This window comes from Affinundibacterium macrobrachii (assembly GCF_014652415.1).
In the GTDB taxonomy this organism is placed as follows: Bacteria; Pseudomonadota; Gammaproteobacteria; order Burkholderiales; family Burkholderiaceae_D; genus Undibacterium; species Undibacterium macrobrachii.
This window is the reverse complement of the sequence record NZ_BMYT01000002.1, coordinates 643,362-669,679: the sequence shown is the minus strand read 5'-3', so window position 1 is coordinate 669,679 and position 26,318 is coordinate 643,362. Positions and strand designations below refer to the sequence as shown.

At 45.5% G+C, this 26,318-nt stretch carries 26 protein-coding genes; 8 read left to right on the top strand and 18 right to left on the bottom strand.

Annotated elements, in window-relative coordinates:
* Positions 1–77: 77 nt before the first annotated feature.
* The 3 genes from IE103_RS08605 to IE103_RS08595 form a co-directional block, all read right to left on the bottom strand.
* Positions 78–2,033, bottom strand: coding sequence for an alpha/beta hydrolase family protein (locus IE103_RS08605; protein ID WP_189345691.1), 1,956 nt, complete (start codon positions 2,031–2,033; stop codon positions 78–80).
* A 278-nt stretch (positions 2,034–2,311) separates the two neighbouring features.
* Positions 2,312–3,268 carry a LysR substrate-binding domain-containing protein gene (locus tag IE103_RS08600; protein WP_189345690.1) on the bottom strand — a complete coding sequence of 319 codons (957 nt, stop codon included), beginning with the start codon at positions 3,266–3,268 and terminating at the stop codon, positions 2,312–2,314.
* Positions 3,269–3,425: 157 nt separating this feature from the next.
* Complete coding sequence (locus IE103_RS08595) at positions 3,426–4,475, bottom strand: GGDEF domain-containing protein (protein WP_189345689.1); 1,050 nt, start codon at positions 4,473–4,475, stop codon at positions 3,426–3,428.
* Between the two features lie 605 nt (positions 4,476–5,080).
* On the opposite strand from IE103_RS08595, the gene ettA reads away from it, so the two are divergent.
* The 3 genes from ettA (at position 5,081) to IE103_RS08580 (ending at position 8,016) form a co-directional block, all read left to right on the top strand.
* Positions 5,081–6,748: an energy-dependent translational throttle protein EttA gene (ettA, locus tag IE103_RS08590; protein ID WP_189345688.1), complete on the top strand. Its 1,668-nt coding sequence runs from the start codon at positions 5,081–5,083 to the stop codon at positions 6,746–6,748.
* Between the two features lie 228 nt (positions 6,749–6,976).
* Entirely contained in the window at positions 6,977–7,339 is a 363-nt protein-coding gene (locus tag IE103_RS08585) for a flagellar basal body-associated FliL family protein (protein ID WP_189345687.1), read from the top strand.
* 80 nt (positions 7,340–7,419) lie between these two features.
* Positions 7,420–8,016, top strand: a complete 597-nt coding sequence (locus IE103_RS08580; RefSeq protein ID WP_189345686.1) for an IMPACT family protein — start codon at positions 7,420–7,422, stop codon at positions 8,014–8,016.
* 82 nt (positions 8,017–8,098) lie between these two features.
* Here the strand turns inward: IE103_RS08580 and slmA are convergent, their stop codons facing one another.
* The 4 genes from slmA to argB all read right to left on the bottom strand — a co-directional run bounded on the left by slmA (position 8,099) and on the right by argB (position 11,167).
* Positions 8,099–8,671, bottom strand: a complete 573-nt coding sequence (gene slmA / locus IE103_RS08575; RefSeq protein WP_189345685.1) for a nucleoid occlusion factor SlmA — start codon at positions 8,669–8,671, stop codon at positions 8,099–8,101.
* Between the two features lie 32 nt (positions 8,672–8,703).
* Complete coding sequence (locus IE103_RS08570) at positions 8,704–9,408, bottom strand: pyrimidine 5'-nucleotidase (protein ID WP_189345684.1); 705 nt, start codon at positions 9,406–9,408, stop codon at positions 8,704–8,706.
* Between the two features lie 342 nt (positions 9,409–9,750).
* Positions 9,751–10,083, bottom strand: a complete 333-nt coding sequence (locus IE103_RS08565; RefSeq protein ID WP_189345683.1) for a hypothetical protein — start codon at positions 10,081–10,083, stop codon at positions 9,751–9,753.
* Between the two features lie 160 nt (positions 10,084–10,243).
* Entirely contained in the window at positions 10,244–11,167 is a 924-nt protein-coding gene (gene argB, locus IE103_RS08560) for an acetylglutamate kinase (RefSeq protein ID WP_189345682.1), read from the bottom strand.
* A 90-nt stretch (positions 11,168–11,257) separates the two neighbouring features.
* On the opposite strand from argB, the gene IE103_RS08555 reads away from it, so the two are divergent.
* The 4 genes from IE103_RS08555 to IE103_RS08540 all read left to right on the top strand — a co-directional run bounded on the left by IE103_RS08555 (position 11,258) and on the right by IE103_RS08540 (position 13,364).
* Positions 11,258–11,842, top strand: a complete 585-nt coding sequence (locus tag IE103_RS08555; RefSeq protein WP_189345681.1) for a sigma-70 family RNA polymerase sigma factor — start codon at positions 11,258–11,260, stop codon at positions 11,840–11,842.
* A gap of 7 nt (positions 11,843–11,849) precedes the next feature.
* Positions 11,850–12,059, top strand: a complete 210-nt coding sequence (locus IE103_RS08550; protein WP_189345680.1) for a zf-HC2 domain-containing protein — start codon at positions 11,850–11,852, stop codon at positions 12,057–12,059.
* Between the two features lie 139 nt (positions 12,060–12,198).
* Positions 12,199–12,903 (top strand): GTP cyclohydrolase I, encoded by a 705-nt coding sequence (gene folE / locus IE103_RS08545; protein ID WP_189345679.1) that lies wholly within the window; start codon positions 12,199–12,201, stop codon positions 12,901–12,903.
* Positions 12,904–12,938: 35 nt separating this feature from the next.
* Entirely contained in the window at positions 12,939–13,364 is a 426-nt protein-coding gene (locus IE103_RS08540) for a BLUF domain-containing protein (protein WP_189345678.1), read from the top strand.
* A gap of 59 nt (positions 13,365–13,423) precedes the next feature.
* Here the strand turns inward: IE103_RS08540 and IE103_RS08535 are convergent, their stop codons facing one another.
* The 5 genes from IE103_RS08535 to IE103_RS08515 form a co-directional block, all read right to left on the bottom strand.
* Positions 13,424–15,460, bottom strand: a complete 2,037-nt coding sequence (locus tag IE103_RS08535) for a M48 family metallopeptidase (RefSeq protein ID WP_189345677.1) — start codon at positions 15,458–15,460, stop codon at positions 13,424–13,426.
* A gap of 48 nt (positions 15,461–15,508) precedes the next feature.
* Positions 15,509–16,099: a LemA family protein gene (locus tag IE103_RS08530; protein ID WP_189345676.1), complete on the bottom strand. Its 591-nt coding sequence runs from the start codon at positions 16,097–16,099 to the stop codon at positions 15,509–15,511.
* A 63-nt stretch (positions 16,100–16,162) separates the two neighbouring features.
* Entirely contained in the window at positions 16,163–16,834 is a 672-nt protein-coding gene (locus tag IE103_RS08525) for a BON domain-containing protein (RefSeq protein ID WP_189345675.1), read from the bottom strand.
* A complete protein-coding gene (locus tag IE103_RS08520) occupies positions 16,827–17,423 on the bottom strand; it encodes a phosphoheptose isomerase (protein ID WP_189345674.1) in 597 nt (198 codons plus the stop codon). The genes IE103_RS08525 and IE103_RS08520 overlap by 8 nt, the downstream gene beginning before the upstream one ends.
* A gap of 169 nt (positions 17,424–17,592) precedes the next feature.
* Positions 17,593–17,979, bottom strand: a complete 387-nt coding sequence (locus tag IE103_RS08515; protein ID WP_189345673.1) for a YraN family protein — start codon at positions 17,977–17,979, stop codon at positions 17,593–17,595.
* Positions 17,980–18,026: 47 nt separating this feature from the next.
* Here IE103_RS08515 and rsmI point away from each other — a divergent pair, with 47 nt between their 5' ends.
* Positions 18,027–18,947: a 16S rRNA (cytidine(1402)-2'-O)-methyltransferase gene (rsmI, locus tag IE103_RS08510; RefSeq protein ID WP_189345672.1), complete on the top strand. Its 921-nt coding sequence runs from the start codon at positions 18,027–18,029 to the stop codon at positions 18,945–18,947.
* Between the two features lie 31 nt (positions 18,948–18,978).
* On the opposite strand, the gene IE103_RS08505 is transcribed toward rsmI, so the two are convergent.
* From IE103_RS08505 to IE103_RS08480, 6 genes are all read right to left on the bottom strand, one after another.
* Positions 18,979–20,130 (bottom strand): septal ring lytic transglycosylase RlpA family protein, encoded by a 1,152-nt coding sequence (locus tag IE103_RS08505; RefSeq protein ID WP_189345671.1) that lies wholly within the window; start codon positions 20,128–20,130, stop codon positions 18,979–18,981.
* 9 nt (positions 20,131–20,139) lie between these two features.
* The gene (gene rodA, locus IE103_RS08500) at positions 20,140–21,249 is read right to left on the bottom strand and encodes a rod shape-determining protein RodA (protein WP_189345670.1); all 1,110 of its coding nucleotides are present in this window, start codon (positions 21,247–21,249) and stop codon (positions 20,140–20,142) included.
* Complete coding sequence (gene mrdA, locus IE103_RS08495) at positions 21,249–23,384, bottom strand: penicillin-binding protein 2 (RefSeq protein WP_189345669.1); 2,136 nt, start codon at positions 23,382–23,384, stop codon at positions 21,249–21,251. Before mrdA ends, rodA begins: the two co-directional genes overlap by 1 nt.
* Before the next feature lie 36 nt (positions 23,385–23,420).
* On the bottom strand, positions 23,421–23,936 hold the full coding sequence (gene mreD / locus IE103_RS08490; RefSeq protein ID WP_189345668.1) for a rod shape-determining protein MreD: 516 nt from the start codon (positions 23,934–23,936) through the stop codon (positions 23,421–23,423).
* On the bottom strand, positions 23,933–25,024 hold the full coding sequence (gene mreC, locus IE103_RS08485) for a rod shape-determining protein MreC (RefSeq protein WP_189345667.1): 1,092 nt from the start codon (positions 25,022–25,024) through the stop codon (positions 23,933–23,935). The genes mreD and mreC overlap by 4 nt, the downstream gene beginning before the upstream one ends.
* 163 nt (positions 25,025–25,187) lie before the next feature.
* The gene (locus tag IE103_RS08480; RefSeq protein ID WP_186941084.1) at positions 25,188–26,222 is read right to left on the bottom strand and encodes a rod shape-determining protein; all 1,035 of its coding nucleotides are present in this window, start codon (positions 26,220–26,222) and stop codon (positions 25,188–25,190) included.
* Positions 26,223–26,318 lie beyond the last annotated feature (96 nt).

Here is a 26,318-nt window from a genome sequence, read left to right as displayed (position 1 = left end):
CCTTAGGTGAAGCATAGCCAAAAACAGATCTGGCTATGCTTCATTTTTTTACGAAGTCGAATATTCTGAGTAGACGATTATTTAGACAAATGCTTTTTCAAGAACGTCTCTAAACGGGTATAAAAATCACGGCGATGTTCGCTATCGTAGAAACCGTGACCTTCATTTTTCGCTAACATCCACTCAGGTGAATTTCCAACTTTAATCAGGGCATCACGCATCTTTTCCGCTTGATCTAATTGGGTTGTTTCATCTTTCGTTCCATGTGCTAAAAACACAGGGATTTTGATCTTCTCTGCTTGGCTTGTTGGCGATTGTTGCGCCAAAACGAGCGGATCGTTGCCCATTGATTCAACTACAAAATTTGTTGCTTGTTTATCTGAACTAATATCTTCACGTTTCAAACGACTTGCTAAGTCGTAACGGCCGGAATATCCAACTGCACATTTAAACATACCTGGCGCGCGTATCGGTGCCATTAATGCAGCGTAACCACCAAAGCTAATACCAAAGACACAAACACGATCTTTATCAATTTCTGGATGATTATTCGCCCACTTCACGCCATCAATCAGATCATCCATCATCTTTCCACCGTATTCACGATAGCCCGCTCTACGGAACTTCGGTCCTCGTCCTCCTGAGCCGCGAAAATTGACTTGTAATACCGCATAACCACGACTTGCTAAGAATTGCGCTTCGTCATCAAAATACCACGTGTCTGACACCCCAAATGGTCCACCGTGGGGTAATAAAACCATCGGCAATTTGTTCCCATCTGGATTATTTGGCATCGTCAAATAACCAGTTATTTCTAATCCATCACGCGCCTTAAATTTAATCGCACGGCGTTCAGCCATTTGCTCAGCATTGATCCCCGGCATATTCGTTAACAATAAATCTGCCTTGCCTGTCTTTCTATCGAAAATGTAATAGGAACCTGGATCACGATCACTGCTCACACTAAATAGCAATTTCTGTCCGTCCATCGTAAAGTTAATGAAGTGCACGTAAGCATCAGGAAACGAAGCGCTCAAGGATTTATGCAATTGTGCATCCGCTGAGCTCTCATCCAAATAGCGCGCCTTTGGTACCCCAACACTTAGGGTGTAGGCAAATGGTGTGGATGGATGAGATGTGTATTCTATGGTTCCCAGACTCGACAATTTGTCTTGCACAATAATGCTGCGCTTGCCTGTCTTTATGTCTTCGCGCAACAAGCCATATGGACCGTCATCTTGACTAAAGTTTGCATAGAACGCGCTGTCGTCTGCTGTAAAGTCAAATGGTTGAAGATGCATATCTAATGAAGCTTGATCGATGCTATTCCAAGCTCCGGTTGCGTCATCTTTTCGCAATACGATGGTTTCATTTTTTTGATTGGAACCAATTGCGAATCGTGGTTTTCCGTCAGATTGATGCACAAAGCTCAAGCGCCGCATGGGGATATCAGCTAGCAGTTTGCGATACACACTGAATGTATTGATTTCATATAACTGCGTACGGTCAACTCGCCACTCATTCGACGTCAGCTGTATCGTGCCATCCATCGATGCTGGAATGTGACTGATAATTCCGTAGCCCAAATCGTCGTGATAACGTGAGGCACGTTTCGACTGTGTGGAACCGTTGTAACCATACAGGTACTCAATTTCAGTACCGTCCATATTTGCCGCAACAACCTCACCCGTTGCTTCTGGCCGTTCGCGATAGCCGACCTCAATCCCCTTTTGAATGACCAAACGATCATTTTTTATCCATCCAAAATCGATGGGCACTTCGTAGCCGGGCAGCACGAAAGTATTAACGATCTTTAAATCAGGTAAGGCATAAATCGTCATGGTTGGAACAATACGATCACGACGCTGTATCCGCACATTCACAGCCAGATGCTTACCATCTGGCGACAAGCGCGGCATACTGTATTTTTGTTCTTCAACAAAAGCATCTATCGGCACAAGCTTATTGCTTGTTTGTGCATTTGCAAAAGTTGGAATCGCCAAAATTAATGCAGATAACAGCAGTCTTTTCATCAATGTCTCCCTCAATCGAAAACAGTGATCATAACTGCAATATCGAAAGCTTAATAGCTAAATTTAATTATCTATTACTAAAAATTTCTGTCGAAAATTGACTGTCTAGTGGCAACCAAGGTGTTCATGTTTCAAACCAAACGCTTGCTAATTTGATGTTTGGGTAAGTAACACCTAATTGGAAAAGATCTCAACAAAGATTAGCACCAAAGAGAGAACATCTCGCATCATCGATTATGCGTGATGCGATTTAGGCATTGATGATTTTAATTACTCGGTTAACAGGATTTGACTGGCTTTATTTCCGAGAGACTTTTCGCTCCAAGCCATCGACCACTTTCGCACAAGTCACGACTAACATCGAGTACAAGTTTTTCGACTGCGATCGCTGCATTCGTCAAGGGAATATTTTTTGAAGCACACAAACTCACGGTACGTGACAGCGTCACATCACTAATCGGCGTAGCACACATTTCACCGCGCTGGATTTCCGCCAAAAAAGGAGAAATGGGCAAAATGGTGGCACCCATATCGGCCAAAATCGCGGACTTTAAAATCGCAATCGAGGTAATATCAATGACATTCTCGATTTGCTTTCCTTGCGCACGCACCACTTGTTCAATACGTGGTCGCACACCATGTTGGATGCTAGGTAAGATCAGTGGTGACTGTAATACCTTATCCAAGGTAATCGATTTGCGCTTGCATGCAAACTGCGAGTTGGCGCGCGTGATGTACATCATCTGTTCTTCAACCAAGGTCTTGGTATGAAATTTACCAAGCTGACCATCATCAAATAAGATCGCTAAATTTAAGCGCCCCGATGCCAACTGCTCAGTTAAGTTTCCGGTCAATTCCTCTGTCAACTGAAACACAATATCAGGATAAGCAGCACGTACTGCCGTCAACAAAGGAAATGCCAAAGCACCAGAAGCACTTTGTGGGATTCCTAAAGCGACCGTTCCGGTTGGTTTATCGGTCGATTGAGTAACCGCAGATTTAGCGTCAGCAATTTGTTTTAAGATCGCCAGCGCGTGTTCATAGAAAATTTTACCTGCGTCGGTTGCTTGCATCCCCTGTGCGGAACGATGCAACAAACTCGCGCCCAGTTCTTCTTCTAACTGCTGAATTTGTTGGGTTAACGCCGGTTGCACGATATGCAAAACGCGTGCGGCACGAGATAGTGAACCGTGGTCAACAATGGCGACAAAATAGCGTAGTTGACGTAGTTCCATAATATGAATTAGCGCAGATTAGCTCAACGATGAACTGGAAATTAAGTTGCAATTCGCAAGAAAGATTAACGAAGTCGCTCGCCTAAAATCATTGAGGGCGAGCAGTTTCGTCATCAAAACTAGATCAGACAAAGATTAGACAAAGATTAGACAAAGATCAAAAGAACTCGACGCTATCTTGAGAGTGCTCAATATGTAGCAAGCCTGATTCCACCAAATCTTCGTAATGGCAAATTCGGTTACGCCCATTGCTCTTGGCGTAATACAGAGCTTGATCAGCACGGCCAATGATGCCGACTGCAGGTTCAAATGGATCGATATGTGCAAAGCCGATACTGATCGTTACCGTACCCACTTGCGGGAATGGATAACGCGCCACATTCTCACGGAAGCGCTCAAAAATCATGTGCGCGTCTTCCTTGGTTGTTGAGCGCAATAAGATCACAAACTCCTCGCCGCCAAATCGAAATAATTTATCGCTTGGGCGGAAAGAACTGCGCATCAGATTTGCCACCAAAATCAATACTTCGTCACCATACAGATGTCCGAAGGTATCATTGACGCGTTTGAAGTGATCAATATCCAATACAGCTAACCAATGCTGCTTTTCTTTCTCGTCGCGGCGTCGCTCAACTGCGGGCTGATCGACTTCTTCAGACAATTGCTTCTGTACGCTAGTACGTAATATTTTTGAAAAATTATCGTCAAAGGTTTTGCGATTCAATAAACCAGTGAGTGAATCTCGTTCGCTGTAATCAAGCAAGTTTTGGAAGTTGCGATACACAACCAAAATACCGCTCATCACTTCCTTGGTGTTTTCGGTAAATGAGGCGGGATTAAAAATCTCAAGGCAAACGTGGACTTTTTCATTCATCCAGATCGGCAACCAAACCGTACGGTCACCGTTATCAGCGACGTACTCAATCACATTTTCATGTTGCTGCAATCCGGAAGCAAGCTGAGGAAACTGCTCAATCGGGACTTCTGGAATCAAGTGAACTAGGTGTTCTTCATTGGAAGCCAATTTGCCATGATCTATCGTAATTTGCGCCTTCACGAAAACATTGTCGCCAACGTGCAAAATATCCAGCACTCGTGCGCGTGAAGCATGGGTTAGCTCGCTCAAGGCTGAGATCACAGAAATATTGAGAAGATCGTGGTCGCGGTGACCCGTAATCTCCATCAAATGTTTAATGATTGATTCCATAAACACAATCTAAGGAACAAATTCCAGAAAAGACACTGGCAGTACGTGTCCAAGTAAGTGCAAATCGTAATACATCGTAAAAGAACTACTAATCACTGCTAAGGCGAATCCAAAACCAATCAATTGATTTCAATAAGGACTAAATCACCGTCAAAATGAATCAAGATAGCAATAATAAGCATAAACTATAACAGCATTTTATTTCTTTGATAACCATCATCAAAACACATCCAAGCATCTTAACTACATAGGGTGGTGATAGCAAGACTTTCCATCGGTGAAAATACGCACTATGTCAGGCTTGCACCACCCAAACTTATGGTCGATTTTTTTTATTGCGTAAAGCCTATCTAGGCAAATCACCTCACACCACCACATTCAACACAGAATTGCCGACGACAAACGCGGCATTTCGAGAAGAAGTAACATTTTGTAACAATGTGAATTGCAAGATCATAGACAATCGTATTCATAGCAAATTGATCGATCATCATCGGTGAAATACGGAATTATTTTTGTTCCATACAAGCCGTTTAACGATACTTTAAGGATGCGATTGAGGTATCCTAGCGGCTTCCAATTTCCTCTATAAAATTACTCCAAAAATGGCAAATTACGTATACACCATGAACCGAGTCGGCAAAATCGTGCCGCCTAAACGTCAAATTCTGAAAGATATCTCACTTTCATTTTTCCCCGGCGCCAAAATCGGTGTCTTGGGTCTAAATGGCTCAGGTAAGTCTTCTCTGTTAAAAATCATGGCAGGGATCGATAAAGATATTCAAGGCGAAGCAGTGCCAATGCCGAATTTGAATATCGGCTACTTACCGCAAGAACCGCAACTAGATCCTGAACAAACCGTACGCCAAGCCGTCGAAGGCGCACTGGGCGAAGTATTTGAAGCCAAAGCAAAACTCGAACAAATCTATGCGGCTTACGCAGAAGAAGATGCGGATTTCGATGCGCTTGCCAATGAACAAGCGCGTCTAGAAGCGATTATTTCTGCTTCTGCTGGCGACAATGTTGAGTTGCAATTAGAAATGGCGGCAGATGCTTTACGCTTGCCACCATGGGATGCAAAAATCGGTGTGTTATCTGGTGGTGAAAAACGTCGCGTTGCGCTTTGTCGCTTATTGCTATCCAAGCCAGACATGCTGTTGCTTGATGAACCGACCAACCATTTGGATGCAGAATCAGTCGATTGGCTAGAACAATTCTTATTGCGCTTCCCTGGCACCGTCGTTGCGATTACCCATGATCGCTACTTCTTGGACAACGCAGCAGAATGGATTCTAGAACTCGACCGTGGCGCGGGTATTCCATGGAAGGGCAATTATTCTTCTTGGCTCGATCAAAAACAAGCACGCTTGAAGCAAGAAGAAGCGACCGAATCTGCACGTCAAAAAGCCTTGCAAAAAGAATTGGAATGGGCGCGTCAAAATCCCAAAGCCCGTCAGGCCAAGAGCAAAGCGCGTTTGGCACGCTTTAATGAGATGAGCGAACACGAATACCAAAAACGCAACGAGACACAGGAGATTTTCATCCCTGTTGCTGAGCGTTTAGGTAACGAAGTGATTGAATTTAAAAACGTCAGCAAATCATTTGGTGACCGTCTGTTGATCGACAATCTCAGTTTTAAAATTCCACCTGGTGCGATCGTTGGTATCATTGGTCCGAACGGCGCTGGTAAATCGACTTTGTTCAAAATGATCAAAGGTATCGAACAACCAGATAGCGGTGAAGTGGTATTGGGTCAGACTGCCAAGATTTCTTTGGTTGATCAATCTCGTGAGGATTTGGGTAATACCAAAACCGTATTCGAAGATGTCGCCAATGGTGCCGACATTTTGACGGTGGGCCGTTTTGAAATGCCTTCACGTGCCTACTTAGGTCGCTTCAATTTCAAAGGCGGCGATCAACAGAAAATCGTTGGTAATTTATCTGGTGGTGAACGTGGTCGTTTGCATTTGGCGAAAACTTTACTGCAAGGTGGTAACGTACTGCTACTCGATGAACCATCAAATGATTTGGACGTTGAAACATTGCGTGCATTGGAAGACGCCTTGTTGGAATTTGCTGGTAGCGTGATGGTGATTTCGCATGATCGTTGGTTCTTGGATCGTATTGCGACGCATATCTTGGCATTTGAAGGTGACTCACAAGTGACTTTCTTTGATGGTAACTACCAAGAGTACGAAGCGGACAAGAAGAAACGTTTAGGTGAAGAAGGAGCTAAACCAAAACGCATTCGCTACAAGCCTTTAACGACCTAAACCAAGCTAGGCGCAGCTAAGGCAAACTAAAGTCATCACAAGCCAATCGCGTCATGACGATGTTCAAGAATTAGTGTGTTGTATTTGCATGGCCTCATCCAGCAAATCTTCTGATCTAATTCTTGACATCCATGTGCAGCAAAATTCAAGGAGTTGATTGTGTCGAACAAATCTCAATCGTTTACAAAAAAATGGATAGCAAGTGTACTGTTGAGTGTAGGATGTCTTATGAGCATCGGCTCAGCACATGCTAGTGACAAGGCGAGCGCAAGTGCGTCTGCGGGCGCAGCACCAACCGCGCGTCTAGAACCATTTGTAGTAAATCTCGCGAGCTTTGATCGCTACTTACAAACGATCATCACTTTGCAAATGGGCGCGCCTGAATCGGCTGACAAAGTAAAATTATTTATGCCCATGGTTCGTCATGCAGTGATTACGACGCTTAGCAGCAAAGACTATACCGAGATACAAACCGTCGAGGGGAAAAAGACCTTGATCGAAGAGTTACGTAAGAAAATCAATGGTGCATTGTCCACAAAAGATCACGATGGCGTGCAAGATATCTTCTTTGAAAATTTTGTCATTCAATAAGAAGTTTATTTGGCAACGCTAAAATTATTCCCAAGATTCTTCTACTAGGAATCAATTACTGGGATTTATGTATCAACTTTATGTATCAACTTAAATCAGCCGTCAGTGCTGAAATCGAAATCAAGAAAAGCCGCTTTCTCGGACAGCTTTATCCAGTTTATAGCCGCGTAGAAGCACAAGCGATGCTGGCGCAGATTCGTGCCCAACATCCAAATGCAGTGCATGTTTGCTGGGTACTTTTGTGCGAGGGTGATTCTGGCTTAGACGATGATGGCGAACCATCCGGCACTGCGGCAAAACCAATGTACAACGTCTTGGTGCATAAAGCACTATTCAATGTACTTGCGGTAGTCGTACGTTATTGGGGCGGGACTAAACTTGGTGCAGGCGGTTTAACCCGTGCGTATGGCCAAGCCATTTCTGATGCATTCAAAAATGCGGAATTAATCGCGATTGAAATCCTCAGCGAGATCAAGTTAGCGATTCAATTTGCCGATGAATCACAACTACGTCGCCTATGTGAACACTACCAAGCGAACATCATCGCAACGGACTATACCGATCGCGCAATCTTGCAGATTCGACTCAAAGAAAATCAAGTCGATGCGTTCTACAACGAAGCGCACAATTTATTGCGTGGCAATCTCGAAAAACTTGCGATCGACGATGTCGCCTGAGTTCAATTCATTTGCTTAGGTCAATCAAGCATTCGGTGAGCGGTTTATTTCTGACTTACGCGACCATCCGATTGCTCGCGACTCACAGCAACAAAGTGATTTGCGCGGTGACCAACTCTGTTGGACTCGCTTTAAAACCAGTTTTTGCATAACGCTGCCAGCGACCCAACACGAAAGTCGTTAATAGATTCGCGCGCATCGCCACTTCTGTTTCTGGCACTTGCCCTTGTACACCAGCTTGTCGCAGGGCCTGTTTGTACGCGAGTTCAATTCTATCCATCAATTGGTTCATGCGTTGCTGCAAACGTTCGTCTTCATTGACTAAAGCATCGCCGATCAAGACCTTGGTCATACCAGGATTACGTTCTGCAAAACTGAGTAACATCAAGGTAATGTTATGCGCTTGCTGCAAACCATCTTTATGTTGTTGGCTGATTTGATTAATCAAACCAAAGATTGTGGTCTCGATAAACTCGATCAAGCCCTCAAACATTTGCGCCTTACTGGCAAAATGTCGATACAAGGTCGCCTCAGACACATCGATCTTCGCTGCCAATGCCGCCGTGGTAATTTTTTCCCCTTTCGGGTTTTCTAGCATTGCGGCTAAAGTTTGCAAAATCTGGAGCTTACGCTCACCGGGCTTTGTGATAGACATAGTTTTGGACAAATTAGAACAACTAAGGACGACTAAGAGAAACCTAATTGACGCAAACGATGCGGCAATTCAAACACCGATTTTACTTTGATATCGGCGCTGGCAGAAATACTTTTCTGCTGTACATGTTGACCATGCCCAGTCACCAACACTGTGCGCAAACCAATTTGTTTCGCGGCGACCAAATTCGCAACACTATCTTCCACCAAAATACATTGTTGTGGCGACCAAGCATGTTGCGCCAATAGTTTTCTAAGATAAGGCTTGCTTGGCTTGGGATGCGACTTGCCATGTACATGCATGGCCTCTATCGAAATGTGATCCGAGAAGTGGCGATGCAAGTTGAAATAGCGAATCGTTTGCTTTGAATATTCTTGAGGCGCATTCGTAAATAAAATTTTCTGGCCAGGTAGTAGTGCAAGAATTTTCGATAAGCCACGTTCTCTTCTGAGCAAATCAGGAAGATGTTCAAACTGATGCGCTTCACGTAAAAAGTCCGTTTCGTCGACGCCATGGTGGATCACCATACCTTTAAGCGTGGCACCGTAACGTTTCAGGTAATCGACTCTTAATTGATTGACGGTATCTATGTCTGAAGGATGATTTGCCGCCGCTAAGACTTGTGTCATGTAGCGGGTCATGTTGTTGGCTATGCTGGGGAAGACTGCTGCGCTGGCGTTGTGTAGGGTGTTGTCTAGGTCGAATAGCCAGATGGTGGGTTTTATTTTTTGTTTCATTTGCAGCGAGTTTCGCAACCTGAGCTAAGCGATGTCATTTACTGGTCGGGGGTGGCCCGACAGCCAGTTACCTTTTTTGCTTCGCCAAAAAAGGTAACCCAAAAAAGGCGACGCAGGCGCCACTGCCCTTCGGGTTCCCAATTGTGCAAGACAAAAATGGGGAGAGTCAGAAACTCGCTTCGCTCAGACATCTGACTCTCTTTTTCCCATTTCTGTCCCGCACAATTGGCAGTGTCACATGCGAATGAAGTCGGACTACTCAACGTGGAATTGAATTGCAGGCCGAACAGACAATTTCTAAAGAATCAAACCTCTTCAAGCCAATCCGCCCCGAATGTAATATCAAACATCATTTTCATCGTCTTCACGCGGTGCACGATGCCAATGATCACTTACTGATTCACGCCATGCTTGCCAACCGACTGGCAGATCGGCTACTAAGCCCACGGTTCTATCCCGCTCAAACGCGCACGCTAGACAAACGATAAGACATTCACCAGGGTCGTCGCTTCCACACAAGAACTGCCAATCACCATCATTGTCGTGGCTTACTAAAAGTACTGGATGATCTTCTCGTAGAACTCGCTGATTAGTGTACGCAACAGCGTTAGTCGGCGCATCGAATGGCCAATCAACTGGTGCTAACAAGTGTGTATGGTTCGAGACTATTTCCATGATGTTGAAATTTGCATTAAAAAACCTATCTTTCTCAAACTGGATAGACCACTAGTCAAAAATTTCATTCTCGGGATGCAGTGCTAGGCGCTTCCCGCAGCAATACTCAGGTATTGCGAGGACAAGCAACAACGCAATGCGCCCGAAAATGGAATTTATATTAGTGGGATCGAATCATCGTACCAAAAGCTTGCTCCGTCAAAATCTCAAGCAGCAAAGAATGCGGAATGCGGCCGTCGATGATGTGTACCGTGTTCACACCTGATTTCGCAGCGTCTAACGCGGAAGAAATCTTTGGTAGCATACCGCCAGAGATCGTGCCGTCGGCGAACATTTCGTCGATTTCTCTTGCTGACAAGTCGGTGACCAAATTGCCTTGTTTGTCTAATACGCCAGGGATATTCGTCATCATGATTAGCTTTTCGGCTTTCAAGATTTCAGCGATTTTTCCCGCTACCAAGTCGGCGTTGATATTGTAGGCTTGGCCGTCTTCACCAAAACCGATAGGCGAAATAATCGGGATGAAGGCGTCGTCTTGCAGGGCTTTGACCACTGCTGGATTGATGGCGTCAATTTCACCAACGAAGCCGATGTCTAAGAATTCGCCCGGGTTTTCGCGATCTGGCATTTTCATTTTGCGGGCACGGATTAAGCCACCGTCTTTACCTGTTAAACCAACCGCCTGCCCGCCGTAGTGGTTAATCAGCATCACGATATCTTGTTGTACTTCACCGCCGAGTACCCATTCCACCACTTCCATGGTTTCTTCGTCGGTGATGCGCATCCCTTGTACGAAAGTGCCTTGCTTGCCGACTTTTTTCAGCGCGTTGTCGATTTGCGGACCACCGCCATGTACGACAACTGGGTTCATACCAACCAATTTAAGCAAAATCACATCACGCGCAAACCCGTGTTTGAGACGCTCTTCCGTCATTGCGTTGCCGCCGTATTTAACGACGATAGTTTTACCGTGAAATTTACGGATATACGGTAAAGCCTCAGCCAGAATCTCTGCTTTGATCTCAGGCTCTACACCTGCCAAACGATCAGAAGTTTCGTGAGGAATGATTGTCGTATTGCTCATATTAAGGTTATCCTATGAAGAATCGGGGTTTAGCCTGAATTTTACAGGCAAATGCGCCCCTCGTTAAAACCTCATCAGGTATTTTTACACATGGCTCCCATAGTCAATTTAGCGCAAGAACTCGAAGCGATGCGTCCCGCGTTGTATCGATTTGCCATGCTACAGTTGCGAAATGCCGTTCATGCAGAAGACGCGATTCAGGAAACGCTACTGGCAGTGTTAGAGAAGCCAGAAAACTTCCAAGGTCATTCCAGCCTGCGAACTTATGTGATTGGCATTTTAAAATTCAAAATTATTGATTTTTTACGTAGCGGCAATCGTGAGGCGCAACTCAGTGAGTTTGGCGCGATGGATCAAGCAGACGATGATATTGTTGATCATCTATTTAATGCAAGTGGGCACACCTTAAATCCTGCGAGTGCATGGGGTGTGCCAGAAGCCAACTTGCAGCAAAATGACTTTTTCAAAACATTAGAACTATGTCTAGAGAAACTACCAGCACAAACCGCACGTGTGTTCATGATGCGCGAGTGGTTGGAATTATCAAGCGAAGAAATTTGTAAGGAATTAGACCTCAGTTCGTCTAATTTATGGGTTCTTTTGTATCGAGCACGCTTACGTCTGCGTGAGTGTTTGGAACTCAATTGGTTCGCTATTGCCACGACAACAAAATAGGATCGCTATGTTATTTCTATACACTTGCAAACAAGCCCATCAAAAACTCTCAGAGAATTTAGACCGCGAACTGAGTCTGACAGAGCGCGCGCAACTCAAGCTACATCTGAGTATGTGTGCATCTTGTAGTAATTTTAAGACGCAGATGCAAACTATCCGCATGGCGATGAAACAAATGGCGGCTGGCAAGTCATCTGACCAAGATCCGCAGCAGTAAGTGCAGATAAGCGCGGTCGCAAAAAGATGGTCTTGCTAAAGTTAAACCGAAAAAATTCCCAAACAAAAAACACAAGTACGACGATTCAGTTACCATACCAATTTCTTGCATTTTGGCGCCTACGCCGATTGGATACATAATGCCGACCGATTCTCAATATCAAGCTGTTCCCGCAATCCCCGTTTCACAACGTATTCGTGAGCGCATCGTCAAAGCCAAAGTTCGCTATCACGCCAATGACAATATTGCGGACTTTATTGAACCCGGCGAACTCGATCAATTATTAGCGGAAGTAGAAGGAAAACTACGTGGCGTATTAGAAAGCCTCGTGATCGATACCGCCAGTGATCACAATACTTTGGACACCGGACGTCGTGTCGCCAAAATGTATTTGAATGAAATTTTTAAAGGCAGGTATTTGCCAATGCCGCCAGTCACTGAGTTTCCCAATGCCTCGCATCTGAACGAATTGATGATTATCGGCCCAATCACGGTACGCTCAGCTTGCTCACATCATCTTTGCCCTATCATCGGCAAAGTGTGGATAGGTGTGATGCCGAATGAACATTCGAATCTGATCGGTCTATCTAAATACGCGCGAATTGCGGATTGGATTATGAGCCGCCCGCAAATTCAAGAAGAAGCCGTAGTGCAATTGGCAGATACATTGCAAGAAAAAATGCAACCCGATGGATTAGCTGTCGTGATGGAAGCCGATCACTTTTGCATGCATTGGCGCGGCGTGAAAGATATGGATTCTAAAATGATTAATAGCGTGATGCATGGTTCATTCTTGAAAGATCCAAACTTGCGTCGTGAATTTTTATCGCTGATAAAAAAATAAGCCAACAAAATATCCACTGTGATGAGGAATATCGTATGTTAGTTCGTCTCTTATATGCCAGTCGTGCTGTCGATGGAAACCTAGGTGAAATCGTGCAGAGCATCATGCAACAATCGCGCGATCACAACCCTCAACACGGTATCACCGGCATACTCTGCCATAGCGATCAAGTGTTTATGCAAGTGTTAGAAGGTGGACGCGAAGCAATCAATACGCTGTATGCACACATCTTGCGCGACCCGCGTCATACCGATGTGGTGTTACTCGACTATGAAGAAATTAGTCAGCGTCGTTATGCTGGCTGGACGATGGGTCAAGCGAACTTAGGTAAAATCAATCCATCGATTCTATTGAAATACTCTGCATTGCCAGAACTCAATCCTCATCGCATGTCAGGAAAAATGTCACTTGCTTTGATTGAAGAACTAATGGCAACCGCAGCAATCGTCGGACGCGCTTAAGAAAAATACTGTTACAACATGAGCGCAGAACAAATGCTGAACGCGCTCAGCACAAATGATTAGTGCTGCGGTCTTTCAGCATAGCTCGCACTCACAACGTCCGGCACTGGAGCGTCAAGCGCAGCGCAAATACTACGCAGTAAGTCAGCACCATCAGCGCTCAATGGATTGCCACTCGCCTGCAACATCAGGCGAATCAAAAATGGTTTTGCCAATGGTGCTAATTGTTGAAACTTGTCTAAAGCCTGCTTCACCACAAAGAAATCCAGTTGATCGCGCGCTACAAATTGTGCAACTTGCAAATGTAGCTCTGGCATACTGTTCGATGCTTTTACAAACGCCTGCGGTGCGTGTTCAGCAGAAAATTCTGTCGTCGCCATCAAAGAAATCATCAAAGCGGTTTCTGCTTGCAACTGTACGAGACCGGTATATTTCACACCAACATCGCGGCCAGACTTTGGATTTAAACGCCGCTGCAATATGGTCTGCAACACAAATTCTGCCTGCGATACTTTTTGATCTGCTGCGATTAAACGCGCACTAATTCCCATTATTTGCTGACGCTGCTCAGCATCTAACAATTTCAAAGCTGGTGTTGCCAAATCCAAAATCGGGAGATGTAAACTGACTGCGAGTTTTTCTAATGTCTCATGCAACAAACTAACGAGCGCACATTGCTGAGGTAAGGCTTGACGCAAAATTGCCAGTTGAATTTCAAAACTAGCGGGATCACGTCGATCCAATAAAAGTCCGTACACTAATGCACTAGCGGCTTTAGGATCGCGCGCAGCGTGTACCAGCTCTGCTGGGATGGTTGCGATAGGTGCTGCTTGTTTAGCGGGGCTTGGTTTAGCGAGGCTTGGTTTAGCGGGACTTAATTTAGTCGCATTGTCGCTCAAACTATTTGCACTTGACGCGGGGGCTGTTTGATAACCATACTCAGGATGAAATCCCAAAGGTGACACCGTGAGTCCAGTCGAGCTTGATCCCGCATTCGCCCCGTCGCCTGCGGAGAAACCCATGCTCACTGCATGTTCATCAAGCTCCATCTCAGGAGGCAATTCACTGGCATCCAATAATTCAATATTACGTCCATACAAACGTTGCAAACGCTCACTTAAAGGAGGATGCGTGGCAAACAAACCAGATAAAAGATTTGGCCGTGCAGCGCCCAAAAACATGTGGGATAACTGCTCCGCATTTGGATTTTTGATACGCGAACCACATTGATTACTACGTGTAAGGCCGCCAATTTTACGTAGAGCACCGCCAATGCCATCAGGATTACGCGTGAACTGCACTGCACTGGCATCTGCCAAAAATTCACGTTGACGCGAGACCGCAGATTTAATCAAACGTCCAAAGAAGATACCGATATAACCAATCACGAACAGCGCCAAACCAAATACAAACAAGATGAGTTGTATCGATGGCCCTTTCTCATCACGGCTCCGACTACCACCGAATCGTGCGCCCCACTCCATCAAATGCTGACCAAAACCCGCCAACATTTGTATCCCAAACAGCACGCCAATTAACTTAATATTCATGCGCATATCGCCATTCAAAATATGGCTAAATTCATGCGCTATCACGCCCTGTAATTCATCACGACTTAGACGCGTTAAGCTGCCACGTGTCACCGCAACCACGGCTTCATTTTGGTGATAGCCCGCAGCAAAAGCATTAATCGCATCTTCTTCATCCATCACATAGACGCGTGGACATGCCATGCCCGCCGCTAACGCCATTTCTTCGACGATATTCAACAAACGACGTTCTTGAATATCGCGCGAATCTGGCTGCACTAATCGACCACCTGCCATCCGCGCTACCGCATCACCACCATCTTTTAAGCGCGACATTTCAAACAACATGCCGCCGCCAATGAACAACAAAGTCACTGCTGTATTAGTAAAAAAGAAGCCTCGTGGATAAGTGTAAATCCCGGTACCAATTTGGCCTTTCATCCATATCCATAACAGAGCTAAAGTGCCATTCACCGCTAACACGATCGCAATCACGGCAAGCACAAATAAGAACAGCAATTTCTTACTTTCTTTATGTGCTTGCGCTTGATGTTCAAAAAAATTCATGCTCGCCGGCCTGTGCTGGAATTCGGAAATATCGACTCAGTTGAAACTTCAATTAAAAGAAACTTTGATTGCTTTACGTTCTTCTGGTGCTTCGGTGGATTGCAATAACTCAGCAAGCTTAAAGCCAAACATACCAGCAAAGATGTTGCCTGGAAATTGCTCGCACGCCGTGTTGTATTGCATCACGCTGTCGTTATATGCCTGACGTGCAAACGAAATTTTATTTTCGGTACTAGTCAATTCCTCAGTTAGCTGCAGCATGTTTTCATTGGCTTTTAAATCAGGATAAGCCTCAGATAATGCAAACAGTTTGCCGAGTGAAGATGCTAATGCGCCTTCTGCATTCGATAATTGATGTACCGCCGCCGCATCCGATGGATCGACCGCAGCTTTCGCATTCGCAGTGACCGCTTGATTACGCGCGGCGATGACGGCTTCTAAGGTTTCGCGTTCGTGCTTCATGTAGCCTTTAGCTACTTCGACCAAATTGGGGATCAAGTCATAGCGACGCTTAAGCTGCACATCGATTTGCGCAAATCCATTTTTGAAACGATTGCGGAAACTAACTAAATTATTGTAGGTGCTGATCGCCCAAAAAATGAGCGCACCGATGATAAGTAAAAAAATAATGAATCCCATATCGTTCTCCTGAAAAAAAGAGCTGCAAAATTATTTTGCAGCTCTGTTATTTTGACTTCACGCTTACTTGTTTTCTTCGTTCAAATCCACTTTACTTGGTGTTGCTAACATGGTTTTTAGCTCGTCCTCGGTGATGTATTCAAACACCTTTACGACCTTACGTACGCCATTCACACCGGCTGCAACACGTGCCGCCAAATCGCCTTCACGATGCGTCACACGTCCCATCAAAAATACCGTACCAGCTTCGGTAACAACCTTAAATGCGCTGCTGTACAAATCTTTGGTATCAACAATCGACGCTTTTACCTTGGTTGTAATCACGACGTCTGATGAGCGCGCAGATAGGTTGGATAAGCCAGATATGACTAATTCATTCTGCACCGCTAATACACCTTGAATCGCTTTCACTTCGCGTTCTGCGGTGGCGCGTGCTTGCGCATCAGCCACTTCGCCCGTCAACAAAGCAACCCGATTAAAACTATTGACGTTGATATGCGCTGCATCACCTAAAGCGCGTTTGACAGCCATTTCCCCTTTCAGAACGATCGCCTTGTCTTCGGTTTGCGCGCCAAAAGTACGTCTATCGGTTGCGGCTAAAGTTCCCATCACCGCACCACCTACCACCACGGCAACGCAGCCTTGCAAGCTGACTAGAGCCGCACAAGACAAACTAACTGCCAATAATGGGCGAGAAATTTTTTTCACCAGCGGATTCCACAAAGAATTATTCATCCGTATCACCTCCAAATAAAGCGGCATCAATGCCGTCACACATGCAATGTATGGTTAATAAATGTACTTCTTGTATTCGTGCAGTGCGGTCATGCGGCACACAGATATGCACGTCGGCATCCGTCAAGCGACTGCGCATCTCGCCACCGCCTTTACCAGTTAACGCAATCACCCGCATATCACGTTCAAGCGCGGCATCTACTGCATTTAGTACGCCTTGTGAATTTCCTGAAGTCGTGATCGCCAATAAAATATCTCCCGCTTGTCCAAATGCCTGCACTTGCTTAGAGAACACTTCTTGAAAACTATAATCGTTGGCAACCGCAGTCATAATCGAGCTATCTGTGGTGAGCGCTAAAGCTGGTAAGGGCAAACGCTCACGTTCAAAACGGCCAACTAATTCCGCTGCAAAATGTTGGCAATCGGCAGCCGAACCGCCATTGCCACAAGCTAGGATCTTATTTCCATTCGATAGCGCAGTGAACATTAACTCAATCGCTTGTTCGATCGGCTCGGCTAGTAATTCTGCCGAAATCATTTTCAGTTCTGCACTTTCCTGAAAGTGCGAAAGTATGCGTGGATTTTTCATAGTGGAAGAATTATAGGGGAGTCAAGGCGAAGTAGATACCTGCTTTGCAGGTAAAAGAAAGATTTTATTACCGTTCGGCGAATTCGTCGTTCTTGTCCTTTAATGAAGCGCGACCAATCATTGCTGCCAATTGCTGTCAAGATGACTTAGATTGACATTGTAGGTCAGCTCAAGCGGAGATCACATTCTTTAACCAAATTAACTCTTCTCCCTCGATGGCGACGAGGTCAAAACGGCAGGCCGGTACTTGTTTAATATTCTGCAAATAGACTTGAGCGGCATGAACTAATCGTTTTTGCTTGCTAGATGTAACGCTTGCAATCGCGCCACCAAACTGCTTCGAACTGCGCTGTCTTACCTCAACAAACACTAAATACTTGCCATCACGCATAATTAAATCGATCTCACCACCTTTACATAAGAAACTCCGCTGCAGCAACTGCAAACCCTGCTCCTGTAAATACAAAAGCGCTCGCTGTTCCGCAGCATCACCGGTTCTTTGCTTACTGGTGCGGATCGCAGCCAATCGTCGTGCTAGCCAATTTGTTTCAGTCATAGCGTACAATCTTCATTCGCGCTTAAAAACCTTTTGAAATAGCCCCCATGAGCCAACACCACCAAGCCTCTTTCAATCCTAGTGCTTTATTTGAAGCAGTTCAGCAGCAAAGCTATCCTAACGCGACTCTGTACATAGTGGCAACACCAATTGGCAACAGTGCCGATATTTCATTACGTGCTTTGCATCTGTTAACGCTGGTCGATGCTGTCGCTTGCGAGGATACGCGCAATACCGCCCAATTACTGACGCGCTATGGCTTGCATAAACCCTTAATCGCGGCACATCAACATAATGAACATGAAGTCGCGGCCAAGATTATTAGCCGTCTACAAGCGGGCGAGCGCATTGCTTTAGTGTCGGATGCTGGAACGCCTGCGGTATCTGATCCCGGCGCAATTATCGTTGACGCAGTACGCGCTGCTGGTTTGCGCGTTTCACCATTACCAGGTGCATCCGCTGCTATTAGCGCTTTATCCGCAAGCGGTCTCATCAATGATCAATTTTATTTCGTCGGTTTTTTACCATCAAAAGCGGGGCAGCGCGACAGTGTTTTAAAAGGACTAGCGCATATCCCAGCTAGCCTCATTTTTTATGAAGCACCACACCGTATCATTGAGTCAACGCAAGCGCTACATCAAGCTTTCGGCGACGCGCGCCAAGTCGTATTTGCACGTGAGTTAAGCAAACTATTCGAAGAAATTCATCGCTGCCCATTAGCGCAAGCCGCTGCTTGGCTACAGCAAGATAGCCATCGCGAAAAAGGCGAATATGTGGTGATCGTTGAAGGTGCAAGTGAGGAAAGCGATCAAAATGACATCGAAGCGCGCCGCGTATTGAACATCTTATTGACAGAACTATCGGTCAAACAAGCTGCCGCGCTCGCAGCGCAAATTACTGGGCAAAAGAAAAACGCACTTTACCAACTGGCATTAACAATGAAAGAGTCAAACAACGAAGAATCTTGATTGCTCAAGCCTGAATGCTACTGACATTTGCTTATCGCTGAACCACAATCGGTTTTGCGTTACCTACCGCTAATTCTTGCGCTGCTTTTTGTGCTGCTTCACGTTGCGCATAAGGACCGCCTTGCAAGCGATACAGATTACCTTGTTGAACAATCTCCAAATGCAACTCGTATTCCGTACCTAATTTTTGCTGCTTATCTTTCAAGACTTGCATCAATTGCGCTTTGCTTGCCTCTGCATTCGCACGAATCGCAAAAGCTGCAAATTGCAAATAAAAACCGTTTTGAGATTTTGATGACTCTGAACTGCTAGGTGCTTTCTCTTCAGCGCGCGGCAACTCAGTTTTAATAATACGCTCTTGCGAGGCGATCAAAGCCTCCAAACTAACACCTTCTTTTTCTTCCGCTTGAGCAGTTTTGTCTGCCACAGACTTCGGCTGATCTTTAACTGCGCTGGCAGTTTGAGTGTTATTTTGAACGCCAACATTTGCCTGTTGGTTTTGACTGTTTTCCGCCATTCTTGCAATATCTTCAGGCAACAAACGCTCAAGCTCGACCTCGCTACTGCCCTTACCCAAATAGCCTAACTTAAGCGCAGCGGTGTAGGACAAATCCATAATCCGATTGGAATGAAATGGACCACGATCATTGATACGCACGATGATTTGTTTGCCATTGCTTAAATTTGTCACCCGCGCATAAGAGGGAATAGGCAAAGTCGGATGCGCTGCAGTAATTTTATACATGTCGTAAGGCTCGCCCGATGAAGTGCGCTTGCCGTGAAATTTTTTACCATACCAACTGGCATAGCCTTTTTGCTTGAATGGCGTCGTGCTGTCGTTAATCGGTGTATAGGTTTTTCCGAAAACTTTGTATGGCTTATTGCCGGTACGCGAGTAAGGTTCAACCACAGGAATTGGATCAACGGTCGATTCCAAACCTTCAGGAATTTCATCGCCTGGACCGTCGTCCATATAGTAACCACCACGACCAGAATTGGCTTTCGGTAAAACGGGTGCGGCACTGCTCGCAGACTTAGGTGGCGTCGTAGCTACATTCATACTCGATGCAGGTTTACTTTGTTCTTGTATCACGGGTTTTACTTTGGGCGGACTTGAACACGCACTCAATAAGATGAGGGCGAATAAGCCACCGATGTGTAAAACACGCGAGAATAAAGTCATGGAGTTGCCCTAAGATTTCATTAACTTTCGATGATGCTGTATGCTCATCAAAATACCTGCCCCCATACCCAGCGTTACCATCGCGGTACCACCAAAACTAACGAAAGGTAAAGGGACTCCAACGACTGGCAAAATGCCGACCACCATACCCATATTCACAAAAGCATAGGTGAAAAAGATCATCGTCACCGCACCTGCCATTAAACGCGAAAACAAGGTTGGCGCATTTGATGCAATCATCAAACCACGCACCACAAACAAGAAATAAAGCGTCACTAAAAAGGCTGCGCCCATGAAGCCAAATTCTTCCAAATACACAGCAGAAATAAAATCGGTAGTATGTTCAGGAATAAATTCTAGATGCGATTGCGTGCCCCCTCGCCAGCCTTTACCAGTTAAGCCGCCAGAACCGACCGCGATCATCGATTGAATAATATGAAAACCTTTACCCAATGCATCGACTGTCGGATCGAACATAATCTCAACCCGATGTCGCTGGTAATCATGCAATAAAAACTTCCACACTAAAGGCAAGCTAGCCAGACCAATGATAGTCAACGCTCCCAGCAAACGCCACGACAAACCGGCAAAAAAGATAATCGAGAAACCAGAAACAAACACCAAAATCGTTGTACCGAGATCGGGCTGCTTCGCAATCAAACCAGCAGGAATGACCAGAATCACGGTCGCAATCACAAAGTCTTTCCAACGTAATGCACCTTCACGTTTTTGAAAATACCAAGCGAGCATCAGAGGTAAGGCGATCTTTAATATCTCTGAAGGTTGTACTACCGTACCCACATTAAGCCAGCGACGCGAGCCATTTTTTACAATGCCAAACATCGCCACACCAATCAATAATGTAACCCCAAGCACATACAAAGGTACGGCAAATCGCATCAAGGTTTGTGGCGGGATATTTGCTACTATCCACATCACAAAAAAAGCAACAACGATGTTACGGATGTGATGTTCAACTCGTCCTGGCCAATCCAAACCTGCCGAGTACATCGTCACAACTCCAGTTGAGATAATCAAAAATAATAAGATCGCCAGTGGTGCATCAAAGACCGTGAAAAGAGAACGAAAGCGCTTCCAGTAAACCGACTTGTTATCCATTATTTTTTTACTCCGGCAGGTTTCACCTCAGTCACTATCTTCGCTGGTGCTTGGGGCGGTACTTGCGGTGGTACCTTTGGCTGTGTTTGTATTGGCAGCTTTGCAGGAGTTTGTCCTTGGCTTGATGCCGGTGTCGCCGTGGGTGTTGTCGCTGGAGGATTTACCGGTGCGTTATTTACCTGTGCATTAACAGATTCTGCCACCGGATTGTCGTCAGCATGTGTATGAGAAATATCTTCAATCTCATTACCGACGGCAGGTTGTACAGGAGTCGCTTTCTCAGCAGGACGCTTACCCAATAAATAATAGTCAAAAGCTTTACGCACAATCGGCGCGGCAGATTCAGAGCCATATCCGCCATTTTCGACAATGATCGCTACCGCAATCTTCGGTTTATCAATCGGGGCAAAAGCAATATACCAAGAATGATCGCGGAAACGCTCGACCGCGTGCTTGGTTCCATGTTTCTCGGTTTTTTTCATAGCAATCACTTGTGCGGTACCTGTCTTACCGCCGGAAGTATATTCAGCACCAGCAAAAGCACGCGCTCCTGTACCTTCACGCACCACGCCACCCATCGCATTTTTGATAAATTCCACATTCTCTGGCTTCAAAGGAATGCGATAACTTTCTTTCGGAACGGTCAAACTACGTTGTTTGGTTTGCGGATCTTCAATCTGTTTCACCAAATGCGGTTTCATCACAACGCCATTGTTCACCAGAATCGCGGTGGCATACGCCATCTGCAATGGCGTAAATGTATTTTGCCCCTGACCGATACCAAGCGAAATCGTGTCACCGGGAATCCAACGCTGATTAGCGGGCTTTTTGAAGGCAGCGCGCTTCCATGCTGTCGAAGGCAATAATCCTTTTCGCTCATTATCCAAATCAATACCAGTGATTTGCCCCATCCCAAATTGCGCCATGAAATCGTGCATGGTATCAACACCCATTTCATTCGCTAACTGATAAAAATAGGTGTCACAAGATAAAGCGACTGCGCGATACATATCAACGAAGCCATGACCACCCGGTTTATCATCTCGGAAAATCTTATTCCCAAATGCGAAATAACCAGGATCGGAAATGGCCTGCGTCATGGTGCGTTTACCTAGTTCCAAGGCCGCCAGCGCCATAAATGGTTTAAAGGTAGAACCCGGTGGATATGCACCAGTCAAAGGACGATTCAACAAAGGAATGTCTTCGGAGGTATTCAGCTCATTCCAACTTTGCTGATCAATCCCTTCAACAAACAAGTTAGGATCAAATGTCGGCATCGATACAAAAGACAGCACGTCACCCGTCTCTGGCTGAATCGCGACAAAAGCACCGCGACGATCGCCGAACGCTTCTTCCACAACTTTTTGTAATTCAATATCAACCGAGAGAATCAAATTTTTGCCAGAAGTCGGCAAATTTCGAGATAGCGTTCGAACGGGACGGCCACCTGCCGAAACTTCGACTTCTTCAAAGCCAGTGGTGCCATGTAAGATTTTTTCGTAACTCTTTTCTAAACCTTCTTTGCCGATGTAGTTTGTGCCTTTGTAATTCGGTGCATCTTCACTATCTTCGATCAAATCAGCATCACGTTTATTAATCCGACCGATGTAACCAATCACATGCGAGGCGACATCGCCCAAAGGGTATTGGCGAAACAAACGGGCTTGCACATCGACACCAGGGAAACGAAAGCGCTGCGCGGTAAAACGCGCGACTTCTTCATCGGATAAGCGAGTACGAATCGGCAAACTACCAAAGCTTTTTGATTCTTCCATTAACTTACGCAAACGCTTGCGGTGTTTGGGCTGTATGTCAACCAACTCAGCCAAATCATCAATCAAACTATCTAAGTCTTGGGTAATTTTTGACGGCGTAATTTCTAAGGTGTAAGCAGAATAATTACGCGCAAGGATGACGCCATTTCTATCTAAAATCAAACCCCGATTTGGTACGATAGGGACCACCGATATACGATTTTCATTGGCCTTGGTGGCATACGTGTCGTGCTTGATAATTTGTAGCCATACATAACGCCCCAATAAAATACTGAAGCAAACGAGTGCAAGCAATCCAATGACGAATAGACGCACCCGAAATAAATATAGCTCACGCTCAGTATTTTTTAATTCTGTCATGCCTACTTAACTCCAGCCTGAGATCGAGTAACTTACTTAAATCGGACGCGTATTGTCTTTATCGACAGCACGTCGTTGAGGAGCGAGAAGAAGCCACGTTGCGAGCGGCCATAAAGCGGTGGTGACAACACATTCCAAGAAAAATAGCCATCCCGGAAAATGCGAATCAGAGGACAATAAACGCACTGCAAGTTGAATCAATTGAACGCCAAGAAATAAGGGGAAGACCTGTAGGCTTTGTACTATGGGAGGAAACCACAACACGCGACGATGAATCGAGATCGCGAAGTAAGATAACAAAGTATAGGCCAAGGCATTTTCACCTAAATACACCGCATCATGCACATCCATCAGTAAGCCCATGATGAAAGCGACACCGATTCCAACTTTACGCGGTTGGTGAATACTCCAAAACACCAAAGCCAAAGCAACAAAATCCGGCACGCCAACACTGAGCCCCCAAGGGAACAAATTCAAGATGAACGCCAGCATCAAACTAAAAGCGATAAAGAAAGAATTGGCAGGCAATAAAATGTAATGAGGATGGCTCATTTTTTATCCTCTTTAACTGTGCTAGCGGGATTCGCACGCACATCCACTTTCGGTTGGACTGATGTTGGACTTGTTGAGTTTATCGGTGCTGTAGCAGCAATTGCGCCGACTGGCGTTGCCGGCACAGCATCTGCATTTAAAGGAACAGCCTCTTTAACCGCCGCCTTATCCTCGTCTTTTGCTGAGTCACGCGTCACTCGACGATTAATTTTTTCTTTTTTGGTCCGCTCTTCTTCGGATTCCGGTGGTGCCAATTGGCTAATGTCGACTAATAAAATTAAGAGCTGCTTATGTTGCTCTAATCCCGCCACAGGCATACACAAGACGACTTCAAAAGTTGTACTCGCCTTACTCTCTACTTGCGTTACTTTTGCCACTTGCAAACCCGGTGGATAGATTCCATCCAAGCCAGAAGTAATCAAGGTGTCGCCCAATTTGACATCGGCATTACTGGTGACACGCATTTCCAAATAAGCTGAACGACCGCGACCATGAATCACGCTACGCATACCGCTGCGCTCAACCTGCACTGGAATCGCTTGATTTTTATCGGTCAATAAAGTGACTTCGGCAGTTAATGGGAAGACGCGCGTTACTTGACCAATCACACCGCGCTCGTCGATGACTGGCTGACCTAGCGCAACGCCTTGTTGTGATCCTTTATTCAAAATAATCTTGCGTGCATATTCGTCACGTGCGTCATACAAGATTTCGGCTAACAATGATTTGCTCGGCGTACGCTCTTTCAATTCCAATAAGCGACGTAGATGCGCGTTTTCACTCTCCAGTAAGCTGGTTTTTTGAACAGTTTGCGCTTGCAAAATTTGTTGTTGCTTCAATGCGCCAAGCTCGCTTTGCAGGCGCGTGGTCGAGGCAAAATAGTCGCTCAAAGCATTTGCTGCATCACGCGGCATCAATACCAACATCTGCAAAGGGTAAAGGACGGTCGCTACGATTTGACGTACGCGCACCAAAGAATTCAAACGCGAATCGACTACCAATAAAGCGATCGCGAAGACAGCGAAGAACACCACTTTAACGCGCGCCGATGCGCCTTGTTTGAATAGTGGTGGTGGACTATGTTGCATAGATGGACGCCAGCAAACAAGCAATAAAACTTAAAAAAAGATCTGGCATTCTACCGCTGCCAGATCTGACTTTAAAAGCTAACTTCAATAGATCATTAAGGTGCGCATTGAACAAAACTATTGCCTGCGACTTAACCCGCGTTTCAATCCAAAGAATCTCAAATTATTCGTAAGAGAACAATGATCCCAACTTATCCATGCGCTCTAAGGCCATGCCAGAGCCGCGTACCACGCAAGTCAAAGGCTCTTCTGCTACTAGCACTGGCAAGCCAGTTTCTTCCATCAACAGACGATCTAAGTCACGCAACAAAGCGCCACCGCCCGTCAACATCATGCCTTTTTCTGCGATATCTGCACCGAGTTCTGGTGGTGTTTGTTCCAATGCATTTTTTACTGCGGAAACGATATTATTCAAAGGATCAGTCAATGCTTCCAAAATTTCATTGCTAGAGATCGTGAATGAACGTGGAATACCTTCAGACAAATTGCGTCCTTTAACTTCCATTTCTTTAATTTCAGAACCAGGGAAAGCAGAACCTATCGTTTTCTTAATTGCTTCAGCGGTTTGCTCACCAATCAACATACCGTAGTTACGGCGGATGTAATTGACAATCGCTTCGTCAAACTTATCGCCACCAACGCGTACAGAGCCTTTGTACACCATGCCGCCAAGAGAAATCACACCGACTTCTGTGGTACCACCACCAATATCAACGACCATCGATCCAGTCGCATCCGACACTGGCAAACCTGCACCAATCGCCGCCGCCATCGGCTCTTCAATCAAATACACTTGAGATGCGCCCGCACCCAATGCAGATTCACGAATCGCGCGACGCTCAACTTGGGTAGAGCCACAAGGTACGCAAATAATGATGCGTGGTGACGGTTTAAACAATTTGGTGTCATGCACCATGCGAATAAACTGCTTCAGCATTTGCTCGGTGACGGTGAAATCAGCAATCACACCATCTTTCATTGGTCGGATCGCTTCGATATTGCCAGGTACTTTACCCAACATTTGCTTTGCTTCTTTACCCACGGCTTGAATTGTTTTTTTGCCGTTTGGACCGCCTTCTTGGCGAATCGCAACGACAGAAGGCTCATCCAAAACGATGCCTTGGCCGCGTACATAAATTAGCGTATTGGCAGTACCGAGATCGATTGCCAAGTCATTACTACGAAAAAAACCAAACATGTAAATTCCTGTGTATTCTGTATTGTCAATGTGGTGCCCACATCGTGCGCCCCAATGTCGCACACCACGTAAGCATGTACAGCATGAATCTGTACG

Bases quoted from the DNA above. Each gene is read 5' to 3' on its own strand.
- IE103_RS08585 (WP_189345687.1), top strand. From the start codon at position 6,977: ATGAGCATCGGCTCAGCACATGCTAGTGACAAGGCGAGCGCAAGTGCG.
- rsmI (WP_189345672.1), top strand. From the start codon at position 18,027: ATGAGCCAACACCACCAAGCCTCTTTCAATCCTAGTGCTTTATTTGAA.
- IE103_RS08515 (WP_189345673.1), bottom strand. From the start codon at position 17,979: ATGACTGAAACAAATTGGCTAGCACGACGATTGGCTGCGATCCGCACC.
- IE103_RS08525 (WP_189345675.1), bottom strand. From the start codon at position 16,834: ATGAATAATTCTTTGTGGAATCCGCTGGTGAAAAAAATTTCTCGCCCA.
- IE103_RS08550 (WP_189345680.1), top strand. From the start codon at position 11,850: ATGTTATTTCTATACACTTGCAAACAAGCCCATCAAAAACTCTCAGAG.
- IE103_RS08555 (WP_189345681.1), top strand. From the start codon at position 11,258: ATGGCTCCCATAGTCAATTTAGCGCAAGAACTCGAAGCGATGCGTCCC.
- IE103_RS08505 (WP_189345671.1), bottom strand. From the start codon at position 20,130: ATGACTTTATTCTCGCGTGTTTTACACATCGGTGGCTTATTCGCCCTC.
- slmA (WP_189345685.1), bottom strand. From the start codon at position 8,671: ATGTCTATCACAAAGCCCGGTGAGCGTAAGCTCCAGATTTTGCAAACT.
- IE103_RS08565 (WP_189345683.1), bottom strand. From the start codon at position 10,083: ATGGAAATAGTCTCGAACCATACACACTTGTTAGCACCAGTTGATTGG.
- IE103_RS08520 (WP_189345674.1), bottom strand. From the start codon at position 17,423: ATGAAAAATCCACGCATACTTTCGCACTTTCAGGAAAGTGCAGAACTG.
- IE103_RS08535 (WP_189345677.1), bottom strand. From the start codon at position 15,460: ATGAATTTTTTTGAACATCAAGCGCAAGCACATAAAGAAAGTAAGAAA.
- IE103_RS08480 (WP_186941084.1), bottom strand. From the start codon at position 26,222: ATGTTTGGTTTTTTTCGTAGTAATGACTTGGCAATCGATCTCGGTACT.
- IE103_RS08600 (WP_189345690.1), bottom strand. From the start codon at position 3,268: ATGGAACTACGTCAACTACGCTATTTTGTCGCCATTGTTGACCACGGT.
- IE103_RS08540 (WP_189345678.1), top strand. From the start codon at position 12,939: ATGTTAGTTCGTCTCTTATATGCCAGTCGTGCTGTCGATGGAAACCTA.
- IE103_RS08530 (WP_189345676.1), bottom strand. From the start codon at position 16,099: ATGGGATTCATTATTTTTTTACTTATCATCGGTGCGCTCATTTTTTGG.
- mrdA (WP_189345669.1), bottom strand. From the start codon at position 23,384: ATGACAGAATTAAAAAATACTGAGCGTGAGCTATATTTATTTCGGGTG.
- argB (WP_189345682.1), bottom strand. From the start codon at position 11,167: ATGAGCAATACGACAATCATTCCTCACGAAACTTCTGATCGTTTGGCA.
- IE103_RS08570 (WP_189345684.1), bottom strand. From the start codon at position 9,408: ATGAAACAAAAAATAAAACCCACCATCTGGCTATTCGACCTAGACAAC.
- IE103_RS08605 (WP_189345691.1), bottom strand. From the start codon at position 2,033: ATGAAAAGACTGCTGTTATCTGCATTAATTTTGGCGATTCCAACTTTT.
- folE (WP_189345679.1), top strand. From the start codon at position 12,199: ATGCCGACCGATTCTCAATATCAAGCTGTTCCCGCAATCCCCGTTTCA.
- IE103_RS08595 (WP_189345689.1), bottom strand. From the start codon at position 4,475: ATGGAATCAATCATTAAACATTTGATGGAGATTACGGGTCACCGCGAC.
- IE103_RS08580 (WP_189345686.1), top strand. From the start codon at position 7,420: ATGTATCAACTTAAATCAGCCGTCAGTGCTGAAATCGAAATCAAGAAA.
- ettA (WP_189345688.1), top strand. From the start codon at position 5,081: ATGGCAAATTACGTATACACCATGAACCGAGTCGGCAAAATCGTGCCG.
- mreC (WP_189345667.1), bottom strand. From the start codon at position 25,024: ATGCAACATAGTCCACCACCACTATTCAAACAAGGCGCATCGGCGCGC.
- mreD (WP_189345668.1), bottom strand. From the start codon at position 23,936: ATGAGCCATCCTCATTACATTTTATTGCCTGCCAATTCTTTCTTTATC.
- rodA (WP_189345670.1), bottom strand. From the start codon at position 21,249: ATGGATAACAAGTCGGTTTACTGGAAGCGCTTTCGTTCTCTTTTCACG.